At 44.0% G+C, this 19,363-nt stretch carries 30 protein-coding genes; 17 read left to right on the top strand and 13 right to left on the bottom strand.

Going from position 1 to position 19,363, the window contains the following annotated elements:
- Positions 1-135: 135 nt before the first annotated feature.
- Both EJF25_RS10180 and EJF25_RS10175 read right to left on the bottom strand, forming a co-directional pair.
- Positions 136-582, bottom strand: a complete 447-nt coding sequence (locus tag EJF25_RS10180) for a hypothetical protein (RefSeq protein WP_004319947.1) — start codon at positions 580-582, stop codon at positions 136-138.
- Between the two features lie 24 nt (positions 583-606).
- Positions 607-1,719, bottom strand: a complete 1,113-nt coding sequence (locus EJF25_RS10175; protein WP_005816286.1) for a hypothetical protein — start codon at positions 1,717-1,719, stop codon at positions 607-609.
- 254 nt (positions 1,720-1,973) lie between these two features.
- Here EJF25_RS10175 and EJF25_RS10170 point away from each other — a divergent pair, with 254 nt between their 5' ends.
- From EJF25_RS10170 to EJF25_RS10120, 10 genes are all read left to right on the top strand, one after another.
- Positions 1,974-2,597 (top strand): recombinase family protein, encoded by a 624-nt coding sequence (locus EJF25_RS10170; RefSeq protein ID WP_005816288.1) that lies wholly within the window; start codon positions 1,974-1,976, stop codon positions 2,595-2,597.
- A gap of 16 nt (positions 2,598-2,613) precedes the next feature.
- Positions 2,614-3,297, top strand: a complete 684-nt coding sequence (locus EJF25_RS10165) for a DUF3800 domain-containing protein (protein WP_005816290.1) — start codon at positions 2,614-2,616, stop codon at positions 3,295-3,297.
- A 3-nt stretch (positions 3,298-3,300) separates the two neighbouring features.
- Entirely contained in the window at positions 3,301-3,837 is a 537-nt protein-coding gene (locus EJF25_RS10160) for a hypothetical protein (protein ID WP_005816292.1), read from the top strand.
- A 194-nt stretch (positions 3,838-4,031) separates the two neighbouring features.
- Positions 4,032-4,331 carry a thioredoxin gene (gene trxA, locus EJF25_RS10155; protein WP_005816294.1) on the top strand — a complete coding sequence of 100 codons (300 nt, stop codon included), beginning with the start codon at positions 4,032-4,034 and terminating at the stop codon, positions 4,329-4,331.
- 10 nt (positions 4,332-4,341) lie between these two features.
- Positions 4,342-4,917, top strand: a complete 576-nt coding sequence (locus tag EJF25_RS10150) for a DUF6155 family protein (protein ID WP_007837469.1) — start codon at positions 4,342-4,344, stop codon at positions 4,915-4,917.
- Between the two features lie 14 nt (positions 4,918-4,931).
- Positions 4,932-5,177 carry a hypothetical protein gene (locus tag EJF25_RS10145; RefSeq protein WP_005816298.1) on the top strand — a complete coding sequence of 82 codons (246 nt, stop codon included), beginning with the start codon at positions 4,932-4,934 and terminating at the stop codon, positions 5,175-5,177.
- A gap of 183 nt (positions 5,178-5,360) precedes the next feature.
- Complete coding sequence (locus tag EJF25_RS10135) at positions 5,361-5,798, top strand: DUF4186 domain-containing protein (protein WP_005816300.1); 438 nt, start codon at positions 5,361-5,363, stop codon at positions 5,796-5,798.
- Positions 5,795-6,001: a hypothetical protein gene (locus EJF25_RS10130; RefSeq protein WP_005816302.1), complete on the top strand. Its 207-nt coding sequence runs from the start codon at positions 5,795-5,797 to the stop codon at positions 5,999-6,001. Before EJF25_RS10135 ends, EJF25_RS10130 begins: the two co-directional genes overlap by 4 nt.
- Positions 6,002-6,010: 9 nt before the next feature.
- Positions 6,011-6,247 (top strand): hypothetical protein, encoded by a 237-nt coding sequence (locus tag EJF25_RS10125; protein ID WP_005816304.1) that lies wholly within the window; start codon positions 6,011-6,013, stop codon positions 6,245-6,247.
- A gap of 24 nt (positions 6,248-6,271) precedes the next feature.
- Positions 6,272-6,451: a transcriptional regulator gene (locus tag EJF25_RS10120; RefSeq protein ID WP_005816310.1), complete on the top strand. Its 180-nt coding sequence runs from the start codon at positions 6,272-6,274 to the stop codon at positions 6,449-6,451.
- Positions 6,452-6,751: 300 nt separating this feature from the next.
- Here the strand turns inward: EJF25_RS10120 and EJF25_RS10115 are convergent, their stop codons facing one another.
- Both EJF25_RS10115 and EJF25_RS10110 read right to left on the bottom strand, forming a co-directional pair.
- A complete protein-coding gene (locus tag EJF25_RS10115) occupies positions 6,752-7,243 on the bottom strand; it encodes an SLOG family protein (protein ID WP_005816313.1) in 492 nt (163 codons plus the stop codon).
- Between the two features lie 3 nt (positions 7,244-7,246).
- Positions 7,247-7,813, bottom strand: a complete 567-nt coding sequence (locus EJF25_RS10110; RefSeq protein ID WP_005816315.1) for a hypothetical protein — start codon at positions 7,811-7,813, stop codon at positions 7,247-7,249.
- Here EJF25_RS10110 and EJF25_RS10105 point away from each other — a divergent pair.
- Positions 7,807-8,058 carry a hypothetical protein gene (locus tag EJF25_RS10105; RefSeq protein WP_225494525.1) on the top strand — a complete coding sequence of 84 codons (252 nt, stop codon included), beginning with the start codon at positions 7,807-7,809 and terminating at the stop codon, positions 8,056-8,058. The genes EJF25_RS10110 and EJF25_RS10105 overlap by 7 nt on opposite strands.
- 306 nt (positions 8,059-8,364) lie before the next feature.
- On the opposite strand, the gene EJF25_RS10100 is transcribed toward EJF25_RS10105, so the two are convergent.
- The 6 genes from EJF25_RS10100 to EJF25_RS10075 form a co-directional block, all read right to left on the bottom strand.
- Positions 8,365-8,643 carry a plasmid partition protein ParG gene (locus EJF25_RS10100; RefSeq protein ID WP_005816317.1) on the bottom strand — a complete coding sequence of 93 codons (279 nt, stop codon included), beginning with the start codon at positions 8,641-8,643 and terminating at the stop codon, positions 8,365-8,367.
- A 7-nt stretch (positions 8,644-8,650) separates the two neighbouring features.
- The gene (locus EJF25_RS10095; protein ID WP_005816319.1) at positions 8,651-9,406 is read right to left on the bottom strand and encodes a ParA family protein; all 756 of its coding nucleotides are present in this window, start codon (positions 9,404-9,406) and stop codon (positions 8,651-8,653) included.
- A 119-nt stretch (positions 9,407-9,525) separates the two neighbouring features.
- Positions 9,526-9,951, bottom strand: coding sequence for a single-stranded DNA-binding protein (locus EJF25_RS10090; protein ID WP_005816321.1), 426 nt, complete (start codon positions 9,949-9,951; stop codon positions 9,526-9,528).
- Positions 9,952-10,004: 53 nt separating this feature from the next.
- Complete coding sequence (locus EJF25_RS10085; RefSeq protein ID WP_007837478.1) at positions 10,005-10,361, bottom strand: helix-turn-helix domain-containing protein; 357 nt, start codon at positions 10,359-10,361, stop codon at positions 10,005-10,007.
- A gap of 47 nt (positions 10,362-10,408) precedes the next feature.
- Positions 10,409-10,660: a hypothetical protein gene (locus EJF25_RS10080; RefSeq protein ID WP_007837480.1), complete on the bottom strand. Its 252-nt coding sequence runs from the start codon at positions 10,658-10,660 to the stop codon at positions 10,409-10,411.
- Complete coding sequence (locus tag EJF25_RS10075) at positions 10,648-11,202, bottom strand: hypothetical protein (RefSeq protein ID WP_005816324.1); 555 nt, start codon at positions 11,200-11,202, stop codon at positions 10,648-10,650. The genes EJF25_RS10080 and EJF25_RS10075 overlap by 13 nt, the downstream gene beginning before the upstream one ends.
- Positions 11,203-12,111: 909 nt before the next feature.
- On the opposite strand from EJF25_RS10075, the gene EJF25_RS10070 reads away from it, so the two are divergent.
- A complete protein-coding gene (locus EJF25_RS10070; RefSeq protein ID WP_227224266.1) occupies positions 12,112-12,399 on the top strand; it encodes a hypothetical protein in 288 nt (95 codons plus the stop codon).
- A gap of 355 nt (positions 12,400-12,754) precedes the next feature.
- On the opposite strand, the gene EJF25_RS10065 is transcribed toward EJF25_RS10070, so the two are convergent.
- Positions 12,755-13,141: a single-stranded DNA-binding protein gene (locus tag EJF25_RS10065; RefSeq protein ID WP_004319910.1), complete on the bottom strand. Its 387-nt coding sequence runs from the start codon at positions 13,139-13,141 to the stop codon at positions 12,755-12,757.
- A gap of 54 nt (positions 13,142-13,195) precedes the next feature.
- On the opposite strand from EJF25_RS10065, the gene EJF25_RS10060 reads away from it, so the two are divergent.
- Positions 13,196-13,363, top strand: a complete 168-nt coding sequence (locus EJF25_RS10060; RefSeq protein ID WP_229077304.1) for a hypothetical protein — start codon at positions 13,196-13,198, stop codon at positions 13,361-13,363.
- Between the two features lie 607 nt (positions 13,364-13,970).
- Here EJF25_RS10060 and EJF25_RS10050 read toward each other — a convergent pair.
- Both EJF25_RS10050 and EJF25_RS10045 read right to left on the bottom strand, forming a co-directional pair.
- A complete protein-coding gene (locus EJF25_RS10050) occupies positions 13,971-14,153 on the bottom strand; it encodes a hypothetical protein (RefSeq protein WP_004319908.1) in 183 nt (60 codons plus the stop codon).
- Between the two features lie 15 nt (positions 14,154-14,168).
- On the bottom strand, positions 14,169-14,753 hold the full coding sequence (locus EJF25_RS10045) for a hypothetical protein (RefSeq protein ID WP_005816332.1): 585 nt from the start codon (positions 14,751-14,753) through the stop codon (positions 14,169-14,171).
- 65 nt (positions 14,754-14,818) lie between these two features.
- Between EJF25_RS10045 and EJF25_RS10040 the strand changes: the two genes are divergently transcribed.
- The 4 genes from EJF25_RS10040 (at position 14,819) to EJF25_RS10025 (ending at position 19,001) form a co-directional block, all read left to right on the top strand.
- Positions 14,819-15,031 carry a hypothetical protein gene (locus EJF25_RS10040; protein WP_007837487.1) on the top strand — a complete coding sequence of 71 codons (213 nt, stop codon included), beginning with the start codon at positions 14,819-14,821 and terminating at the stop codon, positions 15,029-15,031.
- A gap of 737 nt (positions 15,032-15,768) precedes the next feature.
- Positions 15,769-16,332, top strand: a complete 564-nt coding sequence (locus EJF25_RS10035) for a helix-turn-helix domain-containing protein (RefSeq protein WP_125041100.1) — start codon at positions 15,769-15,771, stop codon at positions 16,330-16,332.
- Positions 16,329-17,483, top strand: a complete 1,155-nt coding sequence (locus tag EJF25_RS10030; protein WP_125041099.1) for a site-specific integrase — start codon at positions 16,329-16,331, stop codon at positions 17,481-17,483. Before EJF25_RS10035 ends, EJF25_RS10030 begins: the two co-directional genes overlap by 4 nt.
- A gap of 207 nt (positions 17,484-17,690) precedes the next feature.
- Positions 17,691-19,001, top strand: a complete 1,311-nt coding sequence (locus tag EJF25_RS10025; protein ID WP_160119400.1) for an AAA family ATPase — start codon at positions 17,691-17,693, stop codon at positions 18,999-19,001.
- Positions 19,002-19,363: the final 362 nt, after the last annotated feature.

Here is a 19,363-nt window from a genome sequence, read left to right as displayed (position 1 = left end):
ATGGATAATCTTCATGTAAAGCGTTTCCTTCATCAGATGGTCGGGAGCTTGTGGCATGACTTTGGCCTTTGTTGTGGACAACAGAATGGAGCGTTGTTGCGGTAGAACAGGACTGTCATCTGGCAAATGTAACTTTCAAATGAAGTCGAGCAGGACTTCCTCCTTGGGCTTCATGTATTTGAAGAACCCGTTCTTGCAATGCAGACTGAGGTCGAGGCATACATCTGCCGACATGTGCTCCAGCGAGTCATAGATGGTCACTTTTATCTGGCTGACCATGCCACGCTCATCTGTGGAGCCGTTGACCTTGAACATCCGTCCGAAAGAAGGGTTGGAATAGGCACAGCAGCTGTGTCCGAACTCCGTATGACGGCTTGGAATGTGGTGATAGAGGATTATCATTTCCATCTCGTCTTCGAGCATATCCATCACCTCCTCTATCGTGAAAGGGGTGTTCAACTGGAAAGTAAGAAGCACGTAATCGTCATACTTGACAGGCTTCTCCATCTTGCGCTTGTCCAGCAGTTCTGGCAACTGCAAAGGCACGACGGCAAGGAAATCATCGCAAAACTGTTCTAACATAATCGTATTCTCTGTTTGGGGTGTTTATAATCTTGTGACATAAATCTTCATCATGAGCATGGGCATATCCGACAGGCGTTGCTTGTCGAGGTGCAGTTTCTTGGCCAGACCGTCCATCTCCTTGGGGAGCGCATCGGCTATTTTGTAGAGGTCTGCCTTGTCCTTGTCGGAGAGCACGCTCACGGAAAGGTCATCCATCGTCATGAACGGCTGCATCATCATCAGGAGGTAGGCGTGCATGGTGTGCTCGTCCTTTACCCTGCCACTATTCAGATCCTCGATAGCCGCTTGTGCGTTGCGCAGCAGACGGTGGTTGGTGCGCATGGAGAGGTATATCATTGCATCCTTGTGGGACAAATCCTTGCGGTCGGCGGCACGGAGTATCTCCCGACAGCAGTGTTCGGTGTTTCGTCTGATGTCACCGATGTCATCGTCAGCAAAATCCGGCAGGTATTGCAGGAAGGATTTGAAATACAAATGCTCTTCCTTGATGAAAGCGAGCAGGTCTTCCTTGCCGTGAATGCCTTGCTTGGCGGATTTTTGCAGGAACAGCAGGTAACGCTTCAGTACCGCCTGTTTACCACCTTTATTATATATAGGCAGGCTATCCAAGGAAGCGAAGAATGGCTGTGCTTCCTTCACGGCTTGCTGTAGTTCCTCATCACCAACATGGGAAGAGGTCTGTTCTCTGAGATAGAGCAGGTCGTGAAAGGTGCGTTGCTTAGACATCGCCATACGGCACAGCTCGATGTGGATGGAGTCGTTCAACTCATGATATACCGTGAACGGGTATGAGTGGGCTTTCCTGACAGTGTCACGTGAGATGCACGATGTCACGGAATCGTCCAACACGCGCCATTCGTTGACAATCTTAACTAATGTCTGAATTGAGACCTTGCCGTTCTGTCGAAGAGTGGTCAGAAAGCCATGATACTCTCTGATGGCTTCATCGCTCGAATGGAACGACTTCGTGCCGTTTCCGTCTGAACATGCTGTCAGCATGACTACGGCAAACGCAGTGGCAATACAAATGGCAAGTCTGATACAGCCATGCGAGTTTGATTTTGCATTATGCAATATTTGCTTCATGCAATGGAGGTTGGTTTGTCCTCCGAAAAGTTGGGTTTCATATTTCATTGTTGTCATTATTTTGAGTCTGATTTTGAAATTGACGGTGCAAAGTTAATGCGTTTCAGCGATATATTTGCAAGAATGACAGTAAGTTTAATCTTATTTGTGTATCATACTTGCGAGTATGATTTTCAATGAAATCAAGTGAAAAGAAAATGGCAAATTATCGTGTTTAAGTATGATTTTTCGTTCAAGTATGATTGTTTCTCGGAAAAATAGTGTACCTTTGCACTTGATTTCATTTAATAGCGTACAACAGTATGGCAAAAGTAGGTTACATCTTTATCGCCACCAATGGCGAAGAGTATGCAGAAGACAAGGCTTGGATGCAGCAATACGGCTGTGTTCAGGTGATAGAGGAACTGTCCGAACACGAGAGGCTGCGCCCGATGTGGAAGCAGCTCATATCGAGTCTGGAGCGCGGCGACGAGCTGGTGGTGTCGAGGTTCAGTAACGCACTGCGTGGCACCCGTGAACTGGCTACATTCATAGAATACTGCCGTGTGAAGGTGGTTCGCATCATCTCCATCCAAGACCGCATCGATACGTTTGACGAACTTTTCCCCGACACCAAGCCCTCACAGGTCATCCGTATGTTCGGGTCACTCTCTGAGGAGTGTGCCGTGCTGCGCAAGGCATCGGCACACATCATCCATCTGCAACAGAATATCCGGCCGCCCAAGAAGTCGGAAAGGGCACTGTCGAAACTGGAGCGTGAGAAGAATATCGTGAACATGTACAACGAGGGGCACAGCATAGATGACATCTTTGCTATCAGCGGCTTCACAAGCCGAAGTTCCGTGTTCCGCATACTCAACAAGCATGGTGTGACGCTGAACCGTGGACCTCATAGTGGACCGCTGAAGAAAAGGAATAAAGAATAAACAAAAAACAGATACAATGAATAAGACATTCAACATCTACTGTGATGAAAGCACCCACATGGTGCATGACGGTCATCCCTACATGCTTTTGGGATGTACAAGTATAGCATACACACAAATCCGCATGGCAAAAGATGCCATAAAAGATATTAAGAAGAAGCACGGCTATAGTGATGAGCTGAAATGGACAAATGTCCACGAGGCCACGTATAAAGTCTATGCAGAGCTTATAGACTGGTTCTTTATGAATGACATGGAATTTAGGGCTGTGGTTGTTGACAAGAGTCAGATTGACGAGAAACGAGAAGACTATACGTTTAATGATTTCTACTTTCGCATGTACTACCAATTGCTGCATCACAAGATGGACATGGATTATACATATAACATATATATGGATATCAAGGACACATGCAGTAGCGATAAGCTGGAGAGGCTCAGAAAAATAATGGAATACAACTCTTCCATTGGCAGGTTTCAGTTTATACGTTCACACGAAAGTGTCTTCATCCAATTGGCAGATGTTCTAATGGGAGCCATCAACTACAACCTTAGATATGAAAAGGGAGAAGTTGAAGGAAGGGTGAGAGCCAAAATGAAGCTGATTGAAAAGATAAAAAAACACAGTAATATCAGTCTCAACACCACAACTCCCAAATTTAGAAAGAAGTTTAATTTGTTTTTTATCGCACTGAAATAGCCAATGAGCAGTTTGAATATTATCAAGAAATACCCTGAGCTGCTGGAACTGGCATATCTCAGTGAACGAGAAAGAGAGCATGATCTTCATGCAATATTCAAGCGTGATATAGAAGATAACTGTCAATTCTCATTCAGAGGGTGGCGCATCTATCCTATAAAGACAGATGGCGAGATTGACATGGCAAGATTGTTCAAGCATCTTACCTGTGAAGAAATCATGGTTGAGAACGAAGACGGTACGACTTATCCAAAGCGAGTATTCGAGATGGCTCGTTCACAAAGGCTTCATTGGATAAATCACCATGTGAGAGAATTGACACCAGACAATCTGGATGTATTTACCATAGAAGAGAGGGACGGCAAAAAGCGTAAGGTCAAGAAAACATACATCTATGATAAAGTGGAAAAGTATGTTATTGTCTTGGAACAACAACGTAGCAACGGATTCTATCTGTTGACAGCATACCATCTTAACAAAGAGTATGGACTAAAGGCTTTGGAAAAGAAGATGAAAAAGAGATTGCAGACACCACTATAAAACGCAAGACCCGAATTGCATCAAAGGCAACCGGGTCTCGAAACTCCTTCTATCTATAGATGAGCGCTGCAAAGGTACGAATATTCTTTGAAATAACGAAGGTTTTTCATTGAATTCTTCTCGATTTTAACATTTGCAGGGCAGTATTGTAAGATAACAGGAAAGAAAATAGCATAATTTTACAGAAAATCGTAATGGAAACATTCAAAGACGTTATATCAAGTGACCAACTTGTCTTGGTCGATTTCTTCGCCACCTGGTGCCAGCCATGCAAGATGATGCACCCCATCCTTGAGCAGGTGAAGGAAGTGTTGGGTGACAGAATCCGCATCATCAAGGTAGATGTGGACAAGTATGGGGTGACTGCAAGTCAGTATGGCATACAGTCTGTGCCCACATTGATGCTGTTCAGACGCGGCGAAGTGTTGTGGAGGACGAGCGGTGTGATGCAGAAATCAGAGTTGCTGGCAACGATTGACCCGTTTTTAAGATAAAAGAGCAGAAATGTCAAAATCTAAATTAAAGTCTGTCCTCATGTCCATGGACAAGAGTGAAATAATAAAAATGGTATTGGAACTTTATTCTGCACGGAAAGAGGCAAAGGAATATCTTGACTTCTATGCAGAGCCGAATGAGGGCCAGAAGCTGGAAGAGTATAAGCACATCATACGGGAAGAGTTCTATCCGAGCAGAAACAGAGAGCCAAAGACACGCTTCTCAGTGTGCCGCAAGGCATTGTCCGACTTCAAGAAACTGAAGCCTTCGGAAGATTCAGTCGCAGAATTGATGGTGTTCTATATGGAGAATGCCTGTCAGTTCACTTATGACTATGGAGACATGTGGGAGCAATTCTATGATTCTGTTGAGAGTAATTTCGACAAGACATTGCGCCACATCGTGCTTTATGACCTTTGGGACAAGTATGATTCCCGAATCAAGCAATGCCTTCGTTGGGCAAGCCCTTGTGGATGGGGATTTCCTGACGCACTGAATGATATGTATGAGGAAATGAAGGCGCAAAATGAGGAACTCCGAAAGAAATACAGGAATTTCAAGATGCCCATCAACGCTGATTATTAAACGAATATACTCAAATGGGGAAACCAAAGAAAAAACATAAGAAAGCGAAACAACTGCCCTTAAGCAAAGAAGAGCAGATTTTTCAAGCGGCAAGAGACCTTGCAGCTGAAATTGGCATATCCTATTCTGAGGCATTAGGGTTTACTTTGGGCATAAAGGACGTAACGTATGGTTGGGAAGAAGACTATACGGAAGAAGAGTTTCAGGCACTGATTGACCACGCTGTGGGAGACACTGATTATGAGCACACCCTCTATTGAATCATCTACACGAGAGGAACGTTTGGATTACGTTCTGAATGAATGGAGATGTCTGCACAACTGTGAGCTGTGCGGTAAGTGCCATATTCTGAAAGGCAGAAGCGAAGAAATACTCTATGCAGACTATATAGACGGCAAGCGGTCATATATGGATATAACATTAGAAATCAGAAGCAACAGATAATGATGTCACAGAAATACATATATCCATCGTTGTTCCAAGAGGAAGAGCCGCAAGAAAGCGTTCCTGGTGATAAGAAAGAGTATGACCTGACGAATCTCTTTGAGAGATTGGCAAAGTCTGATTTTCGCAGCCGGTTCCATCTGTCCAAGCAAGACAGGGAGTATGTAATGGAAAAGGGATTGCCGACGATACGAAAACACGCAGAGGACTTTGTGGCAAAAAGACTTGCTCCGGCTGTCATACCGAACGACGGCAAGCAGACTCCCATGCGTGGGCATCCTGTTTTCCTGGCTCAACATGCCACTGGCTGTTGTTGCCGGGGATGCTTCTTCAAGTGGCATCACATCTCAGCAGGCAGGGCACTGACCAAGGAAGAACAGGAATATGCTGTTGCCGTATTGATGGCATGGATTGAAAAACAGATGAATAAAGGATGAAGATAGAAGAAGCCATAGTATATGTGATGGTAAAGCGAAATGGCGGCATGACAACCGACCAGATTGCCGATGCCATCAATCGTCATAGGCTGCACCTGAGAAAGGACGGTCAGCCTGTGACAAGCAAGCAGGTGTATGCAACAATCTGCCGTTTCCCTGAAATGTTCACAAAAGAAGCTGGCAGAATCATGTTAATGATATGACGTAACGATATGACAATAGATACAACCAACATGTGCTCACACCTTCAGAAGAAGTTGTTTGAACCAGAAGGTGTGTATTATCCTATATGGCAAGCCATGCAGGATGATGAGACCTTGACAGCAGTGGTACGAAGCAGACAGCTGCACATCTACAGAAACGGGAAGAAAATTCTCGTTCTGGCAGGTAAGGCACAACCGAAGATTATAAGGGAAGACAAAATACAAGAGTTAATAACAAGATTATAAACAAAACATCAAATCATCAAAACAATGGACGCAAAAGAAAAAGTATTGGCAACAATGAAAGAGGCTGGTCAGCCTCTCAACGCAGGTAAAATCGCAGAACTCAGCGGTCTCGACCGCAAAGAGGTAGATGCAGCCATGAAGCAGCTGAAAGCAGAGGGTGCAATCGTCTCTCCTGTGCGTTGCAAATGGGCACCTGCAGAGTAAGGTTTATACTGCTGTCTTGAAATATAGGCAGCAGTATCTTTATTTTTATCAAAATGTTAAGGTGAGGAATCTGAATATCCTTGCCTACGGACACAATTATCCGCTGCATCTTTTTGGGGTAAGGTGCAGACGTATGGCTGTCAGCGTATCTTGGTTTAAAGACGCTTAGCGGTCACGGCGGAAGTCGTTTCGTCTCTCTCCGCCGAACAAAGCTCTGAGCACATTGCCCAAAGCTCCGAACACGAAGTAGCAAACGATGATTGCAACAATATCGTCCATAAGCATTTTCTGTTTTATGGGTTATACACTATTATGAAGATTCACTATGTCCAATCCCTGCCTCTTGGCTTCTCTGACGGTGTAGAACGTGCCGCCCTTGGGATTGCCATCGAAGTAGGCTATGAGACGTGAACTGCGGTTGACCATATAGTCGTTGCGCCTCAGAAGGCAGCCATTGTAGTATTGCTCGCTCAATACGACCACGTCATCCACGATGCGCAGGATGGCATCATACTTGGCTTGCTCTTCCTTGCTCCACCGGTCAGACTGACCACGGAACGGCACAACGGCTATCACCTGCAAGTCCTTCAACTCGCATTGCAACGAAAGGGCGGCTTCTGCCGCCAGCAGGTCAAATCCCATTGCCATGCCACAATAGAAATACCGGTAGCCGTCGGCATACGCCTTGGCTATCTCCGATTTGAGACATTGCTTCAACTCCCTCCGCTTGGCGAAAGGTACGCTGCGGTGTCCGCTGAAGCATACGGACACTGCCTTGTCGTACTTTGTCATACTTTACCTTACTTTATAATGTGTGCGTGCGAGGAACATACCGCCAATAACACATGCCCCGAGCCTTTCGAGTTGGTTGGCATACTTGGCATAGCTGAGACCCTTGGTTATCACATCGTCAAAGACCAACACCATTTTGTTGTCGAAGAACGGCTCATCAAACTCAACGACATTCGCCTTGCGGACTTCATCCTCGTTCTTGCGGTTATCGTGGATGGTCTTACGCTCTCCGCATACCCTCACGTGCTCGTAGCCGTTTTCCGCTCCTGTCAATTCACACACCCTGTGGCAGAAAGCCTTGTAGCGGAGTTCGTTGCTCTCGCTTGTGGATGCTGGAACGGGGGCGAAGACGATGTTCACGCAACCCTTGCCGTAGAGTGTCAGCATATTCTCTGCGGTGCGCTGCGCCACTTCCTCGTAGGCTCTTCCGTCCTTGAAGTCAAACACTAATTGTCTGTCGGCAATCTCCTTCTCACCCACATTGCGGATGCGTGCGGGATAGTATTTGCAGAACCAAGTCTGAGGCTTGTCTAACTGCTTTTGGATTTGATAGTCATTCTTGTGTGCCATTGCTCTTATGTTTTTTCTTCCCTTATTTCGGAGGCTTTTCCTGCCTGCCCAAGGGATATTTTTTGCTTTCCAAGAGTGATGGCGATCAAAAAGCCAAATCGGGAGCGAAAAATACGCTCTGCACGCAGAGGAAGATTTTTCGGTCAAATGCAATGGACGATTTGGTGTTTGAACAATCGCCAGCATTACCTTTGCAAAACAATATCCGCAGCGGCAAGGCAGGCGAAAAGAAATCTGTTATGTAAAAGAGGAAACGGGCGGGATGGCGTGGGGCGAAGCTGTATATGGGGAAGGACGATAGTTGATATGAGGGAAAAAGAGAAAATCTTGTAATAGGGAACGACATTGCCTTTTATCAGCATGGAGACAGTCCTACAAGCAGAGAAAACTATTGCCCTAAAAATGAGTTGGATAGTATTTTCTAAAAGTAGTATCGACTACGAATAGTATAATAGTCGAATAGTTTTTACTACCATACTACGGATAGTAAAGTCTGTTTATAGAAGAGATAGCGGTATCATCGTCTGTTCGGCGATGATACCGCGCGGCACTCATGTGTCATGCCGCTTTAGGTATTCTGTCATTGCCTCATTGACAATATCACGCAAGGACATCCCTTTCTTGATGGCGAGGTACTTCATCCTCGTGTGGATGCTCTTGTTGATAAGGAAATTGCAATGCACCGGCACTTCGGTAGTCTCAGAAACAGACACAGGTGGTGCTGGTGTAGTTTCTGTGACTATCTGCTCCTTACTCGGCTTCTTTGTGGAAGAAAGGAGTCCGTTGAGACCGCCTTTCATTCCCTCTTTCAACATACTGCTCTTGCTCATGGCTATGCTATTTTAAGTTTAACACTTCTTTTGCCAAAGACATATAATCACTGGCACCATTGGATTTGGGATTATACTCAAAGATAGTCTTGCCGTTGATGGGTGCTTCTGCCAAAGCCACATTATCACGGATGACGGTCTTGAAAACCTTCTCGTGAAAACTGTCATTGACGATTTCCCTCACGCTTCGGTTCAACGTCTTGCGGCGATCGAACTGGGTGATGACGATGCCGCCCACTTTAAGGTTGGAGTTGAGCCGCTCCTGAACGATGCGGATGATGTCCATCAACTTTGCCATACCTCTCATGGCAAGGTATTGCGCTTGAACAGGGATGATGATGTAGTCGGCTGCGGTGAGGGCATTCAAGGTCAGCAAGCCCAATGACGGTGGACAGTCGATGATGATGTAGTCGAAATGCTCTTTGGCGATGGCTTTGGTGATAAGTCCCTTCAAGATAAGCTCCCGTCCCGGCTCGCTGATAAGCTCTAACTCAGCCGCAGACAGGTCAAGGCATGAGGGTGAGACGGTGATGCCGTTGTGCAACTTGACCAACGGCAAGGTGTACTGTCCACACATTGCGCCATAGACTGTCTGTTCTTCCTCGATGGACAATCCCAAGGCTTCCGTGAGGTTGGCTTGTCCATCCATGTCAATAGCCAAGACGTTCTTCTTACTCAGTTGCAGAGCTGCCGCAAGGCTTACTGCGGTCGTACTTTTCCCTACACCACCCTTGTGATTTAATACTGCAATTATCTGTGTCATAACATGATACTACTATTAGTGAATACTACTTTACTATTCTACTACTGATAGTACATACTAACCATAGTAAAAGCGGATTTACTACGATTAGTACGTACTACTCTCAGTTGATACTACCCTCAGAAGGGAAGGTCTTCGCTCTTGTCCTGCGGTGCATCGGCTGGCGGTACGGGAGCCTCGCCCTCTGCCTTGGCTGCCTTGCGTGCCTTTGTTGCAGGTGTGTCGGTTGCATCCTTCTTCCCTGCATTGACAAAGGCGATGGAGTCAGCTATGATGCTATGCTGTATGTGGTTCTCTCCGTTGCGGTCTGTCCAAATGGAAGAAGTCAGTGTGCCTTCCACAAGCACCATACGACCCTTGGTGAGGTATTCAGCCAAACGGATATGGTTCTCCTTGCTGCTCTTCACCCTTACCCAAGTGGTGATTTGCTTGCCCTTACTGTAGTCGTCCACTGCGATGTCAACAGCCATGAATGTTCCGTGTGTACCTGTGATGACGCGGCAATCCTTTGCTCCGATGCGTCCGATAGTGTGAGTGTAAATCATAATGTGAAAATGTTATAGTGGCAAGTTGGTTAGACTTGCCGTTACCTTGTTATTTAAATGACTTTTCTTGTTGATTGAACATAAGCTATTGCTTCATTCATAATTTCTGCTCGTGACCTACTCTTGTTATCTTGCATCCACTCATCAATTTCAGATTTGAGGAACATGATACGTTTCCCCTTCTTATGGAATGGTATTTGTTTATTGCTTGTCCAACAATAGATTGTGTGTTCAACTGGATGGGTAGGGAGATACTCACTCAATTCGGAAACACTAAGCCATTCCAATCCCTTATCGGGCTGAATTTGAGTCATTAGTGTGGAAAACTTTTCTTCTAAAATCTCCAGCTTGTTTATTACTAATGACAATGCTGATGGCAAGTCATTAAAACTCAATATTTGCTTTTCCATATCAATATATGTGTGGCAAGTTGGTTAGGCTTGCCGTTACCTTGTTATTAATATCCTTTCTTCGTCTGCCTTGTATTGGCGACAAAAGACTTGTTGCTGCCTGTGAGACTGATAGAGCCGCAATTAACAAACTCTCCGTCGGAATAGACTCTGTACTTCTGTCCGCTTACCTCATGCTTCTGTTTGATGCGCTCTCGCATCCACTTCTTGGCTGCGGTCAATGAGCAAAAGGTCTCGCTCTCCTTGGTCGTCTCGTCATATACGATGCACTGGGTCATACATGCTCCTACTTCATCCATGCACCTATACTCGACGTGACATAGTCCAACTGACCGCCAAATATGTCGCTTGGCTCTATGTCGTATTGTCCATCCCTCACTTCCTTGTCCTCTCCAAGAAGCGACAAGTTTCCGTCGGCATCCAAACGTGCTGCGTCTATGACGATGTCACGAGGCTCGTCAAAGAGATAACCTGCCACGATGGGCTGCTCTCCCTCGAAATGCACCTCAAAGCCTCCGTCCACCTCCGTGCCGTACTTGCGAAGAGCCGCTTTCAGCTCGTCCTGCTCCCGGTGCTGCAATGCCTGGAGTTGTCCGTGGATAGTGAGGTCTTGCAGTTCTGCCTCTCGTTTGGTGTGGGTTGCCTCGCCGGTCTTGCAGTCGATGTCATACTTGTGGTAAACCACTGGGATATGGTCTGCCGATGTGACAAGCCATGTGATGTTGTTCACTGAGAAGCCCTGTCTGGTGAGGAACTCCTCGATGTCTGAGCCGAGAAGGTGGTCGGCTACGTCAAGATACTCGATGCGTGCGTCAGCATCATGCAGGATGATAATCTTCATTGCCTTTCTATTTTTAGTGATACAAATAAGTTTGTCGCCCATGTCGCTGGACTTGTTTAACTACGTTGAAGAAACTTACGCTCAGCATAGTGAATAAATTCCCTCTGCGTTCGCTTAACCGTTTCTTTCTCTTCCCTCCTTTCGAGACCTTTCAGCCTGTGGAGGGATATTTTCTGCTCCCACAAGCCGCAAGAAAAGACATAAAGACAAATTATGTGTGAAGAATACTCTTTTCCGAGGAAAAGGAAGATTGTTCACAGTCACAAGACCTCAAGCAGAATTTGACGATTGTCTCAGACGCGGCTAACTTTGCAGGAAATATGCCTACCACTGCGCTGATTGGAAGAAGATTATTGATATTGGCTGCAAGAGGAATGATGTGTTATATATAAAGAGGTAAGAAGAAAGATTGAAACAGTAAGGGTGGGCAGTGAAGTGTTTGCAGGTCTGCTGTACCGACATAAAGCGAGTGTGTTGGCTGACCGGGATGCAAGTCATCAAAGCTTCAGCCTTGATAGCTTGTAGCACGGACAGACAATTCTCTCGCGTCGGTACTTCGGCATACTGTCAGCTTTGGCTAATAGCAACGTGTTGCCATCAGCCAAGGATGTCTGTATGACGACAGACCATGTAACGCTTCGCAAAGGCGTGGGGCAAAGCAGTATAATTTAGAAGTAGATAGTAACGTATATCAGGCAAGAAGAGACAGTTGCGCAACGGACAAATCGGGCACTCCTGTCAGCATGACAAATGTGCCTTGTCCTTGCCGCAGGACACTGAGGCAGATTGGACGTAGCAGACATGTCTGCCACATTCAATATGCCTGAGTGGACAAGAACTGCCTCTTGTATAGCAGAAGAGAAATTGTAAAACAGTTGATTAGTGGTAAAGGTGGTATGGGTGGGCAGAATGGCATTACACGGACATTGCCGAAGCCCGATAATGGGACAGCCAGACAGCAATAAAGGCAGTTATCAGAAGTGTCAGTTTCTGATAGTGACATTGTTGGCTGCCTGTCACATGGGATTCGTGCGGTGTCCGTACAGTAATGCCGTTCTGAAGGTGTGGGGCGAAGCGATACAACGCACTTGGACGAAACCACCGCTTATAACAGAAAATATTTTGCAGTCAAAGAGAAGAAGAATAGTAAAGCAGGTGTGGGTGGGTAGTGAAGCTGTCGCAAGATTGACGGTCTGAATATCAAGGCGAGTGGATAGCCAGTAAAGGACACAATTATCAGAAGCCTCGGCTTCGGCATCTTGTGGCATAGATGGCAGTCCTCTCGCGTTCAGACCTTGGCATACTGTCTTTCTTGGCTAATAGCGACTTTGTCGCCATCAGCCGGGAATATCTGTATGCCAACCATCTTGGTGACGTTTCGCAAATGGTGAGGGACGAAGTGGTTAGAATAAAGGAAGACGGCGTTGCCGTTATGGTTAATAAATGCACATGGTTGTTATTAGAGAAGATTATCACACGCTATAACAGCAGATTGATGTCCCTGAGCAAAACAAAAGCGACCCGAAGGTCGCCTTGTTATGGAGAGGAAAGGCTATTTCTTGCCTTTCTTGGTTGCTGGCTTGGCCGGCTCTTCCGCAGGAGTCTCCTCCTTGTCGGGACACTCGTAGAACTTGGTTGCAACCATGATGATTCTGGAGTGCTTCACGCCATCCTTGTCTGTCCACTCCTCTGGCTTGAAGAAACCCTCGACGGTGAGCAACGTGCCCTTGGTGAGCTTGTCGAATGATTCGGTGTGCTCGTTCTTGCGCCATGCCTCCATATTCATGAAAGCCGATACGCGGTTGGTTTCCTCGCCGTTCTTCTCCTGACGGCCTACTGCCAATGAGAAGCGTGCTACGCTGGCGTTTGCGAACTGACGGATTTCTGCATCCTTACCTACGAAACCTGAAACTGTGAAGTTGTTCTCGATCTTTTTCATTTTGAATTGAATTTAAAAGTGAAACTTAATTTTTACATGCATTCAAAAGCAGGGATGTGGCACCATGTGGGAAGCACCATGAAAATCGTTCGCAATACTCTTTTTGTCGTTGGCGGTAAGGGAGAAAAAGGAAGATTACGCACTATTTTATTGGTCACAGCGATAGCGGCCACACAAGAAGGAGGAAGTCCTTCGCAGCATCACGCTACCTTTGCATGGTAAAAATAAGTGGCTTTCAAATAGCTCAATTCAGAAAAAGACGGGGCCAAACAATGGAACAAAGGTTGTAAGCAAGGAGGCAATCCGTATGCAACAGACAGGGGCACTGCTATGGCTGTATGCCTGGAGAAACGAAGCGGGAAATCCGACCTTACAGCTGTATCATCAGAAGAGTGAGGAGCATGAACACTGATGCACGATGAACGACAAGCCTAAGGGTCAGCTTAGCAATAGAGGCATCAAGCCAAAAGAGGACAGACATCAGAGGATTGGCGATAGCACTGTCATCATGCTAAGACCAAGTTCTGTGTCCGACAAGGAAGAGTCGCAAAAGACAGACGAGTAAAACCAAAAGGCGAAATGACCATTCCTATAACAAGGTACAGAGACGCTTAAAACGGCGAAGGGACTTTGGCGACGTATCGCTATACAGGTGTCGAAGCATCGCTTCTATAACAGGACTGGAGCAAGTGAGCAAACCGCACAACTTGCTCCCAAGGTATTTCAGTTACAACAGCCATAACCTCATTGGAGGATTGTCCTAAAAGAGTTTTTGCAGTCAAAGGAAGAAAGAGTCTGCAAGCCACATAGCCAACAGACTCTCTCCTGATTATTCACAGATGACAACATCATCCTTGTACTCCGTCACTTCCTTGCCGTTGATGAGCTGGACAATGACCTCACAACCCAAGTCCTCGACAATCGTTCCCTCTGTCTGACCTCTTCGGGGATAAAGCAAGGTGCAGAAACACCCTACAACGCCGTCCAACTGCTCCATGTCTATCGTTGCCATATCCGTTCCTCCTTGTTAGCCGAATGTGATTGGATTGATGCAGAAATTCGTGTCCTCTGCCTCATACTCGTATTCATTGATGAAGTCAATCATCTTCTGTTCGCTTCTTCCGTCCTGTGAGACACCAGTCTTCTCACACCACAACTTGATAGCATCACCAAAGGTGGAGTAAGCACCCTCACAATCCTCAAAGAGTTCTCCGTATGCAGTGACGTAGCACTCTTCGGGGAAGAAGTCGTTCTCATCGTGCGTATAGAAGATGTCGCAACCTGGCTCAACCTCTCGCCAACTGATTGAAAGTTCATCGCCAAGTGCCTTGTTCACCTCCTCAAAGAACAAGTCGCATGAAGACCAAGCACTTTCGGTGTCAAAGGACAAGAGGGCATAATCGTCTTCCACGTTCTCCTCATACTCTGCCCAATAGATGTGTCCTCTCACCGAGATGCCTTTCTTCTCGTAGTCAATGCCATAGTGTTCTGCCAAGAGATACAGATACACATTATTACTGTTCACCTCCAACTCTTGGAGTGTGTTCCAAAGGTCTGCCACGGCTTTGCGTGAGCCTGTCACCTTGTACTGAGTGTCGCAAATGTTAGCCATAAGATAAAATTTTTATTTTCTTCCCTTATGTAGAACCAACTACCATCGGGATTGATTAAAGAATTATGTTGCCCCAAAAGGTGTTATGGCTCATCAATGCAAGGTTTTGCCGTCAAATACTACCTCTGCCACAATCAGAGCGTGGAGATTTCACGGACAAACCACAGGCACCGACCTTGCAGGATGAACGCCATGACAGGTACCTTTGCAACACAATTCTTATCAAAGCCCGATGGGGTGGTACATGGCAGACTGCATGGTACAGCAGTGTGAAGTGACGTTATAGGTGGAGATAAGGCTATAAGAGGTTTTTGCAGTCAAAGGAGAAAAGAGTCCACAAAGTGCAGTATCTACAGGACAAAAACACTTTAGTTTACCTTGGTTAGCTCTTATATATATGCTAACCTAAAGTAAACTGTATATATGTCCGTCTAAAACCCGAAAACCGTACGGGTCAGCTTACGTCAGAAACAGAAGTATAGAACCATAGAAGTGGTTCAAGAAGTCTTTCTTCCTTTGACTGCAAAATATTATCTTTGCACGAATCATAATTGCCCTGTAGGATTTAATATAATTTAACACTCTTTGTTGAATGCAAGGAAGAACAGCTTCAATATGCTGAATATCAGTAGTATAACATTGTGTTAACCCTTAATCTGTAGAAAAGGATGTTATCATACAAAGTAATGTCCATTTGTACTTTTTCTATATGGTTTTATACTTACATTTGCATATCATTTGTATCTTGATAACAGTAACTAACTGATTATCAATATACTTTATATTTGAGGAAGTCAAATGATTCCGATAAGGAAACAGATAATAAACAATAAGCAAAAGCGTGCAGCTCAATGAGTTGCACGCTTTTTGCGTTTATGGGGTTCATGGTTGCTATGCGTTTTCTATGTTTTTTTTTATCTCTTATTTGCGACATGTTTGCGACAAGACAAAAAAGTAGATAATGTGGTACTTAATCACACTTATACACACTAATACATACTTAAAAGTAGATAACATGCCAACAATCGGATTTGAAATCAAACGGAAGTGCAAGGTCTGTGGCAAAGTGTTTGTCGCAAAAACACTTGACAGTCACTATTGTTCCCCTAAATGTGGTAAAGTGGCTTGGAAACGCAAAAAGGATGCAAAGGATAGAAACGCGAAGTTAGAAGCCATTGCCAAACAAGTATCAGACATCAGAGAGTACATTTCTGTAAAGGAAGCCGTCGCTATGTTCGGGGTGGAACGTAGCACTCTGTATCGCCTGATTAAATTAGGACGTATTCCAACTATCAATATGGGTACAAGGCTCACACGTATCAAACGCTCTGAAATGGAACGGCTTTTTCTAAACAGACCGGAAAGTATTGCGGAGAAAGAAAAGCCTGCTCCTAAAATATACAGCTTGGAGCCAGAGGATTGCTATACCATTACTGAGATTTGTAAGAAGTACCATATTAATGACAGTTCAGTATGGGCACATGTTAGAAAATACTCTATTCCCTCAAGACAAATAGGAAACTATGTGTATGTACCCAAGCAAGAAATTGATAATCTATATAAGTCAGAAGTAGAATGAAGAAAGCATTACCTAATACCAAAGTGACCGTCAAACTCAGAAGGTCGAATTATAAAGAAGAATGGTATCTGATTATAGAATCATATCCAGTTTATAAGCGAGGTTCAACCCGTGCAAGCCGTGTGGTAGAATCCATTAACCGAACTATATCTACACCAGTTTGGGACAAATCGTCCATAGCACGTATCTTACCGGACGGAACATTCAACTATAAGCCTAAGCGTGATTTGAATGGAATTATCCAATGTCGTTCAACGATAGACCAAGAGGCTTGTATTTATGCCGACAATGTGCGGAAGTTACGACAGCATGAATACGATAGTGCCATCCTTTACACTGATAAGGAAAACGAAATAGCTGCACAGAATGAGCGGAGCGAACAGGATTTTATCAAGTATTTCAATGGTATTATAAGCACACGTCATCCCAATAGTTCTGATTCGATTATAGTCAACTGGAGGCGTGTAGGCGAATTATTGAAAATGTATTCACAAGGGCAACCAATTCCATTCAAGGCGATTTCCGTTAAACTGCTTGAAGATATTAAGATGTTCCTTCTCCGTGCTCCAATGGGAGGGAATAAGAAAGGTACTATCTCACAAAACACAGCATCGACTTATTTCTCTATACTCAAAGCCGGATTGAAACAGGCATTCATTGATGAATATCTGACCGTTGATATTAGTGCGAAAGTAAAGGGAATAACAAACATTGAGAAACCTCGTGTTGCGCTTACTATGAATGAAGTACAGATGTTGGTTGATACTCCTTGCAGGGATGATGTTTTGAAACGTGCGTTCTTGTTCTCTATTCTCACTGGATTGCGGCATAGTGATATTCAAACTTTGAAATGGAAACAAATTCAGCAAACAAGCAAGGGCACATGGCAAGCAGTCGTAATTCAGCAAAAGACAAAAAGGCCCGATTACAAGCCTGTCATTCAACAAGCACTTCAACTATGCGGCATACGTCCAAACGATGATGAAGCACTTGTTTTTGAAGGATTGACTGATGCCTCTTGGATTTCTCGTCCGTTGAAAGTCTGGATAGAAGCATCCGGTATCAAGAAGCACATCACCTTCCATTGCTTGAGACACAACGCCTTGTCTTTATATTTGAAAATGAACAGTTTGCAGAAATTTGTTTCTTAATGGGTAACGATTTAGAAACGAGCGAGGCTCTGTATTCTGCCATGTTTTGCATTACATCAAAAGAACGCTTCCTGCTTGCAAAGATACAAAATCTTCACCGTTCGCACAAGATATACGTGCTATTTTCACGGAAATACGGATATAAAACTCAAAATATTTGCAGTTTTAAGAATGAGGATGTATCTTTGTACCCAAATTGAAGTATGCATGATAGAATCATTCACGATAAAGAATTATAGAAGTTATCGCAACTTTACAGAATTATCATTTGTTGCGTCCAAAAAAGAAGGTGGTAAAACTAAGGATTTACCTCCTATTTGGTATAAAGAAATAAATGGTAAACGTATATTGCGTTTGCTTTTGTGCGTAGGCTTGAATGGAACAGGAAAATCTAAGATGTTTTCTGCTTTGAATTATTTCCGAATGATTGCAACTGCAAAACCGCAAAAGCCATCAGATAAGCCCGAATATAGACCCTTTTTATTAGATGATTATTCTACAACCCAACCGACAGAACTTGCATTGACATATTATATTGAAGATGTTTGTTTCAACTATAATATTGTTGTATCATCCGAGCGCATAGAGGAAGAAGAACTTAAGATAGTTCAATCAAGAAGTTCTCGTGTATTTCATCGTGTTCATAATAAGGACTTAGATAGAGTTTTAATAAGTTTTGGTAATGCTTGTGACTTATCTAAATCTGACCAACACGATTTAGAAGTAAATACACTTTCTAATGCCAGTGTACTTTCAACATTTGGTGCACTTAACATAGAAAGTCCTATTTTAGGTAAGAATTTTGATTATTTTGAGAATCATATAAGTATGGTTCACAAGTCTGACAAAAGTCTTGCTGACAAACTTCAAACAGGCGATGCTGAAAAAGACAAGGCCTTAAAGAAATTACTATTGCGATTACTAAATGATGTTGGGACCAACATTTGCGATTATGTCATAGAAGATGCAAGCTTGAATATAGCGGAACTGAAAGCAAATGGTGCTCCTGATATTGTAATTAAGGCGATGTTAGAACAATACCCGTCAGGAATAATTACACATAAAAATTTGCGATTCATTCATTCAACAAAAGAAGGAAAAAATGGATTAGATTTTGAATTGGAATCTTTAGGGACAAAGAATATCATCAGATTGTTAGTTGTACTGTACGATGTCATCATTAGCGCAAAATCTACATGTATAGATGAAATAGAATACGGCATACATACTAAAGCACTTGCTTTTATCCTAAAAATGTATTTAACCATAGCGGAAAATTGTCAACTTATAGTTGCCACACATGACCTTTCATTACTCAATGCGGACTTTCTTAGACGAGATGCAGTAAGACTTTTCGAAAAAGACGAATACGGTTCAACCAATGTCAGACGCAGGGACTACCTACATAATACAATAAGTTTCTACAAAACGTACGAGAAAGAGGTTTCTCCACAAATTGATGACTTAATGCGCAGAATTGAAATATTTATCAAATACAAGGATGATATAAGCGAATAACTTGGTTGTTATACGTTTTTTACCCTGGCCTAACCTGCTGGGGTATTTTTATACCCAATACAACAAAATAATCACGCAAAATACGATTATATACACCGTATGTAAATAAAAATAGCCGTAATTACGTGAAAATTCCACGTCTTTCTTGTTTGTTGCAAAATTATATCGTACATTTGCAGTGTCAATTCGAAATTAAGACCCTGGCTAACGGACCAGAGAGTTGACTTTCTTTTATTATGAGTGATTTTTACTATGTAAACAAAATTGCCCAACCTACGGGTGAACACGAAGTCCATGCATCAAGTTGCAGGTATTTGCCATCAGTAGAAAATCGGATCTTTTTGGGATATTTCACAAATGGT

It is taken from the genome of Bacteroides faecalis (assembly GCF_003865075.1).
Taxonomy (GTDB): Bacteria; Bacteroidota; Bacteroidia; order Bacteroidales; family Bacteroidaceae; genus Bacteroides; species Bacteroides faecalis.
Note: the sequence above shows the minus strand (reverse complement) of the source record. Positions and strands in the feature narration are given on the sequence as shown.

Excerpts from the sequence above, each read along its gene's own strand:
- EJF25_RS10025 (WP_160119400.1), top strand. The coding sequence starts at position 17,691 with ATGATAGAATCATTCACGATAAAGAATTATAGAAGTTATCGCAACTTT.
- EJF25_RS10165 (WP_005816290.1), top strand. The coding sequence starts at position 2,614 with ATGAATAAGACATTCAACATCTACTGTGATGAAAGCACCCACATGGTG.
- EJF25_RS10050 (WP_004319908.1), bottom strand. The coding sequence starts at position 14,153 with ATGGCAACGATAGACATGGAGCAGTTGGACGGCGTTGTAGGGTGTTTC.
- EJF25_RS10030 (WP_125041099.1), top strand. The coding sequence starts at position 16,329 with ATGAAGAAAGCATTACCTAATACCAAAGTGACCGTCAAACTCAGAAGG.
- EJF25_RS10170 (WP_005816288.1), top strand. The coding sequence starts at position 1,974 with ATGGCAAAAGTAGGTTACATCTTTATCGCCACCAATGGCGAAGAGTAT.
- EJF25_RS10125 (WP_005816304.1), top strand. The coding sequence starts at position 6,011 with ATGACAATAGATACAACCAACATGTGCTCACACCTTCAGAAGAAGTTG.
- EJF25_RS10080 (WP_007837480.1), bottom strand. The coding sequence starts at position 10,660 with ATGGATGAAGTAGGAGCATGTATGACCCAGTGCATCGTATATGACGAG.
- EJF25_RS10175 (WP_005816286.1), bottom strand. The coding sequence starts at position 1,719 with ATGAAATATGAAACCCAACTTTTCGGAGGACAAACCAACCTCCATTGC.
- EJF25_RS10070 (WP_227224266.1), top strand. The coding sequence starts at position 12,112 with ATGGCATTACACGGACATTGCCGAAGCCCGATAATGGGACAGCCAGAC.
- EJF25_RS10060 (WP_229077304.1), top strand. The coding sequence starts at position 13,196 with ATGTGGCACCATGTGGGAAGCACCATGAAAATCGTTCGCAATACTCTT.
- EJF25_RS10115 (WP_005816313.1), bottom strand. The coding sequence starts at position 7,243 with ATGACAAAGTACGACAAGGCAGTGTCCGTATGCTTCAGCGGACACCGC.
- EJF25_RS10075 (WP_005816324.1), bottom strand. The coding sequence starts at position 11,202 with ATGAAGATTATCATCCTGCATGATGCTGACGCACGCATCGAGTATCTT.
- EJF25_RS10180 (WP_004319947.1), bottom strand. The coding sequence starts at position 582 with ATGTTAGAACAGTTTTGCGATGATTTCCTTGCCGTCGTGCCTTTGCAG.
- EJF25_RS10100 (WP_005816317.1), bottom strand. The coding sequence starts at position 8,643 with ATGAGCAAGAGCAGTATGTTGAAAGAGGGAATGAAAGGCGGTCTCAAC.
- EJF25_RS10110 (WP_005816315.1), bottom strand. The coding sequence starts at position 7,813 with ATGGCACACAAGAATGACTATCAAATCCAAAAGCAGTTAGACAAGCCT.
- EJF25_RS10130 (WP_005816302.1), top strand. The coding sequence starts at position 5,795 with ATGAAGATAGAAGAAGCCATAGTATATGTGATGGTAAAGCGAAATGGC.
- EJF25_RS10135 (WP_005816300.1), top strand. The coding sequence starts at position 5,361 with ATGATGTCACAGAAATACATATATCCATCGTTGTTCCAAGAGGAAGAG.
- EJF25_RS10095 (WP_005816319.1), bottom strand. The coding sequence starts at position 9,406 with ATGACACAGATAATTGCAGTATTAAATCACAAGGGTGGTGTAGGGAAA.
- EJF25_RS10160 (WP_005816292.1), top strand. The coding sequence starts at position 3,301 with ATGAGCAGTTTGAATATTATCAAGAAATACCCTGAGCTGCTGGAACTG.
- EJF25_RS10145 (WP_005816298.1), top strand. The coding sequence starts at position 4,932 with ATGGGGAAACCAAAGAAAAAACATAAGAAAGCGAAACAACTGCCCTTA.
- trxA (WP_005816294.1), top strand. The coding sequence starts at position 4,032 with ATGGAAACATTCAAAGACGTTATATCAAGTGACCAACTTGTCTTGGTC.
- EJF25_RS10040 (WP_007837487.1), top strand. The coding sequence starts at position 14,819 with ATGTTGCCCCAAAAGGTGTTATGGCTCATCAATGCAAGGTTTTGCCGT.
- EJF25_RS10090 (WP_005816321.1), bottom strand. The coding sequence starts at position 9,951 with ATGATTTACACTCACACTATCGGACGCATCGGAGCAAAGGATTGCCGC.
- EJF25_RS10150 (WP_007837469.1), top strand. The coding sequence starts at position 4,342 with ATGTCAAAATCTAAATTAAAGTCTGTCCTCATGTCCATGGACAAGAGT.
- EJF25_RS10045 (WP_005816332.1), bottom strand. The coding sequence starts at position 14,753 with ATGGCTAACATTTGCGACACTCAGTACAAGGTGACAGGCTCACGCAAA.
- EJF25_RS10120 (WP_005816310.1), top strand. The coding sequence starts at position 6,272 with ATGGACGCAAAAGAAAAAGTATTGGCAACAATGAAAGAGGCTGGTCAG.
- EJF25_RS10065 (WP_004319910.1), bottom strand. The coding sequence starts at position 13,141 with ATGAAAAAGATCGAGAACAACTTCACAGTTTCAGGTTTCGTAGGTAAG.
- EJF25_RS10035 (WP_125041100.1), top strand. The coding sequence starts at position 15,769 with ATGCCAACAATCGGATTTGAAATCAAACGGAAGTGCAAGGTCTGTGGC.
- EJF25_RS10085 (WP_007837478.1), bottom strand. The coding sequence starts at position 10,361 with ATGGAAAAGCAAATATTGAGTTTTAATGACTTGCCATCAGCATTGTCA.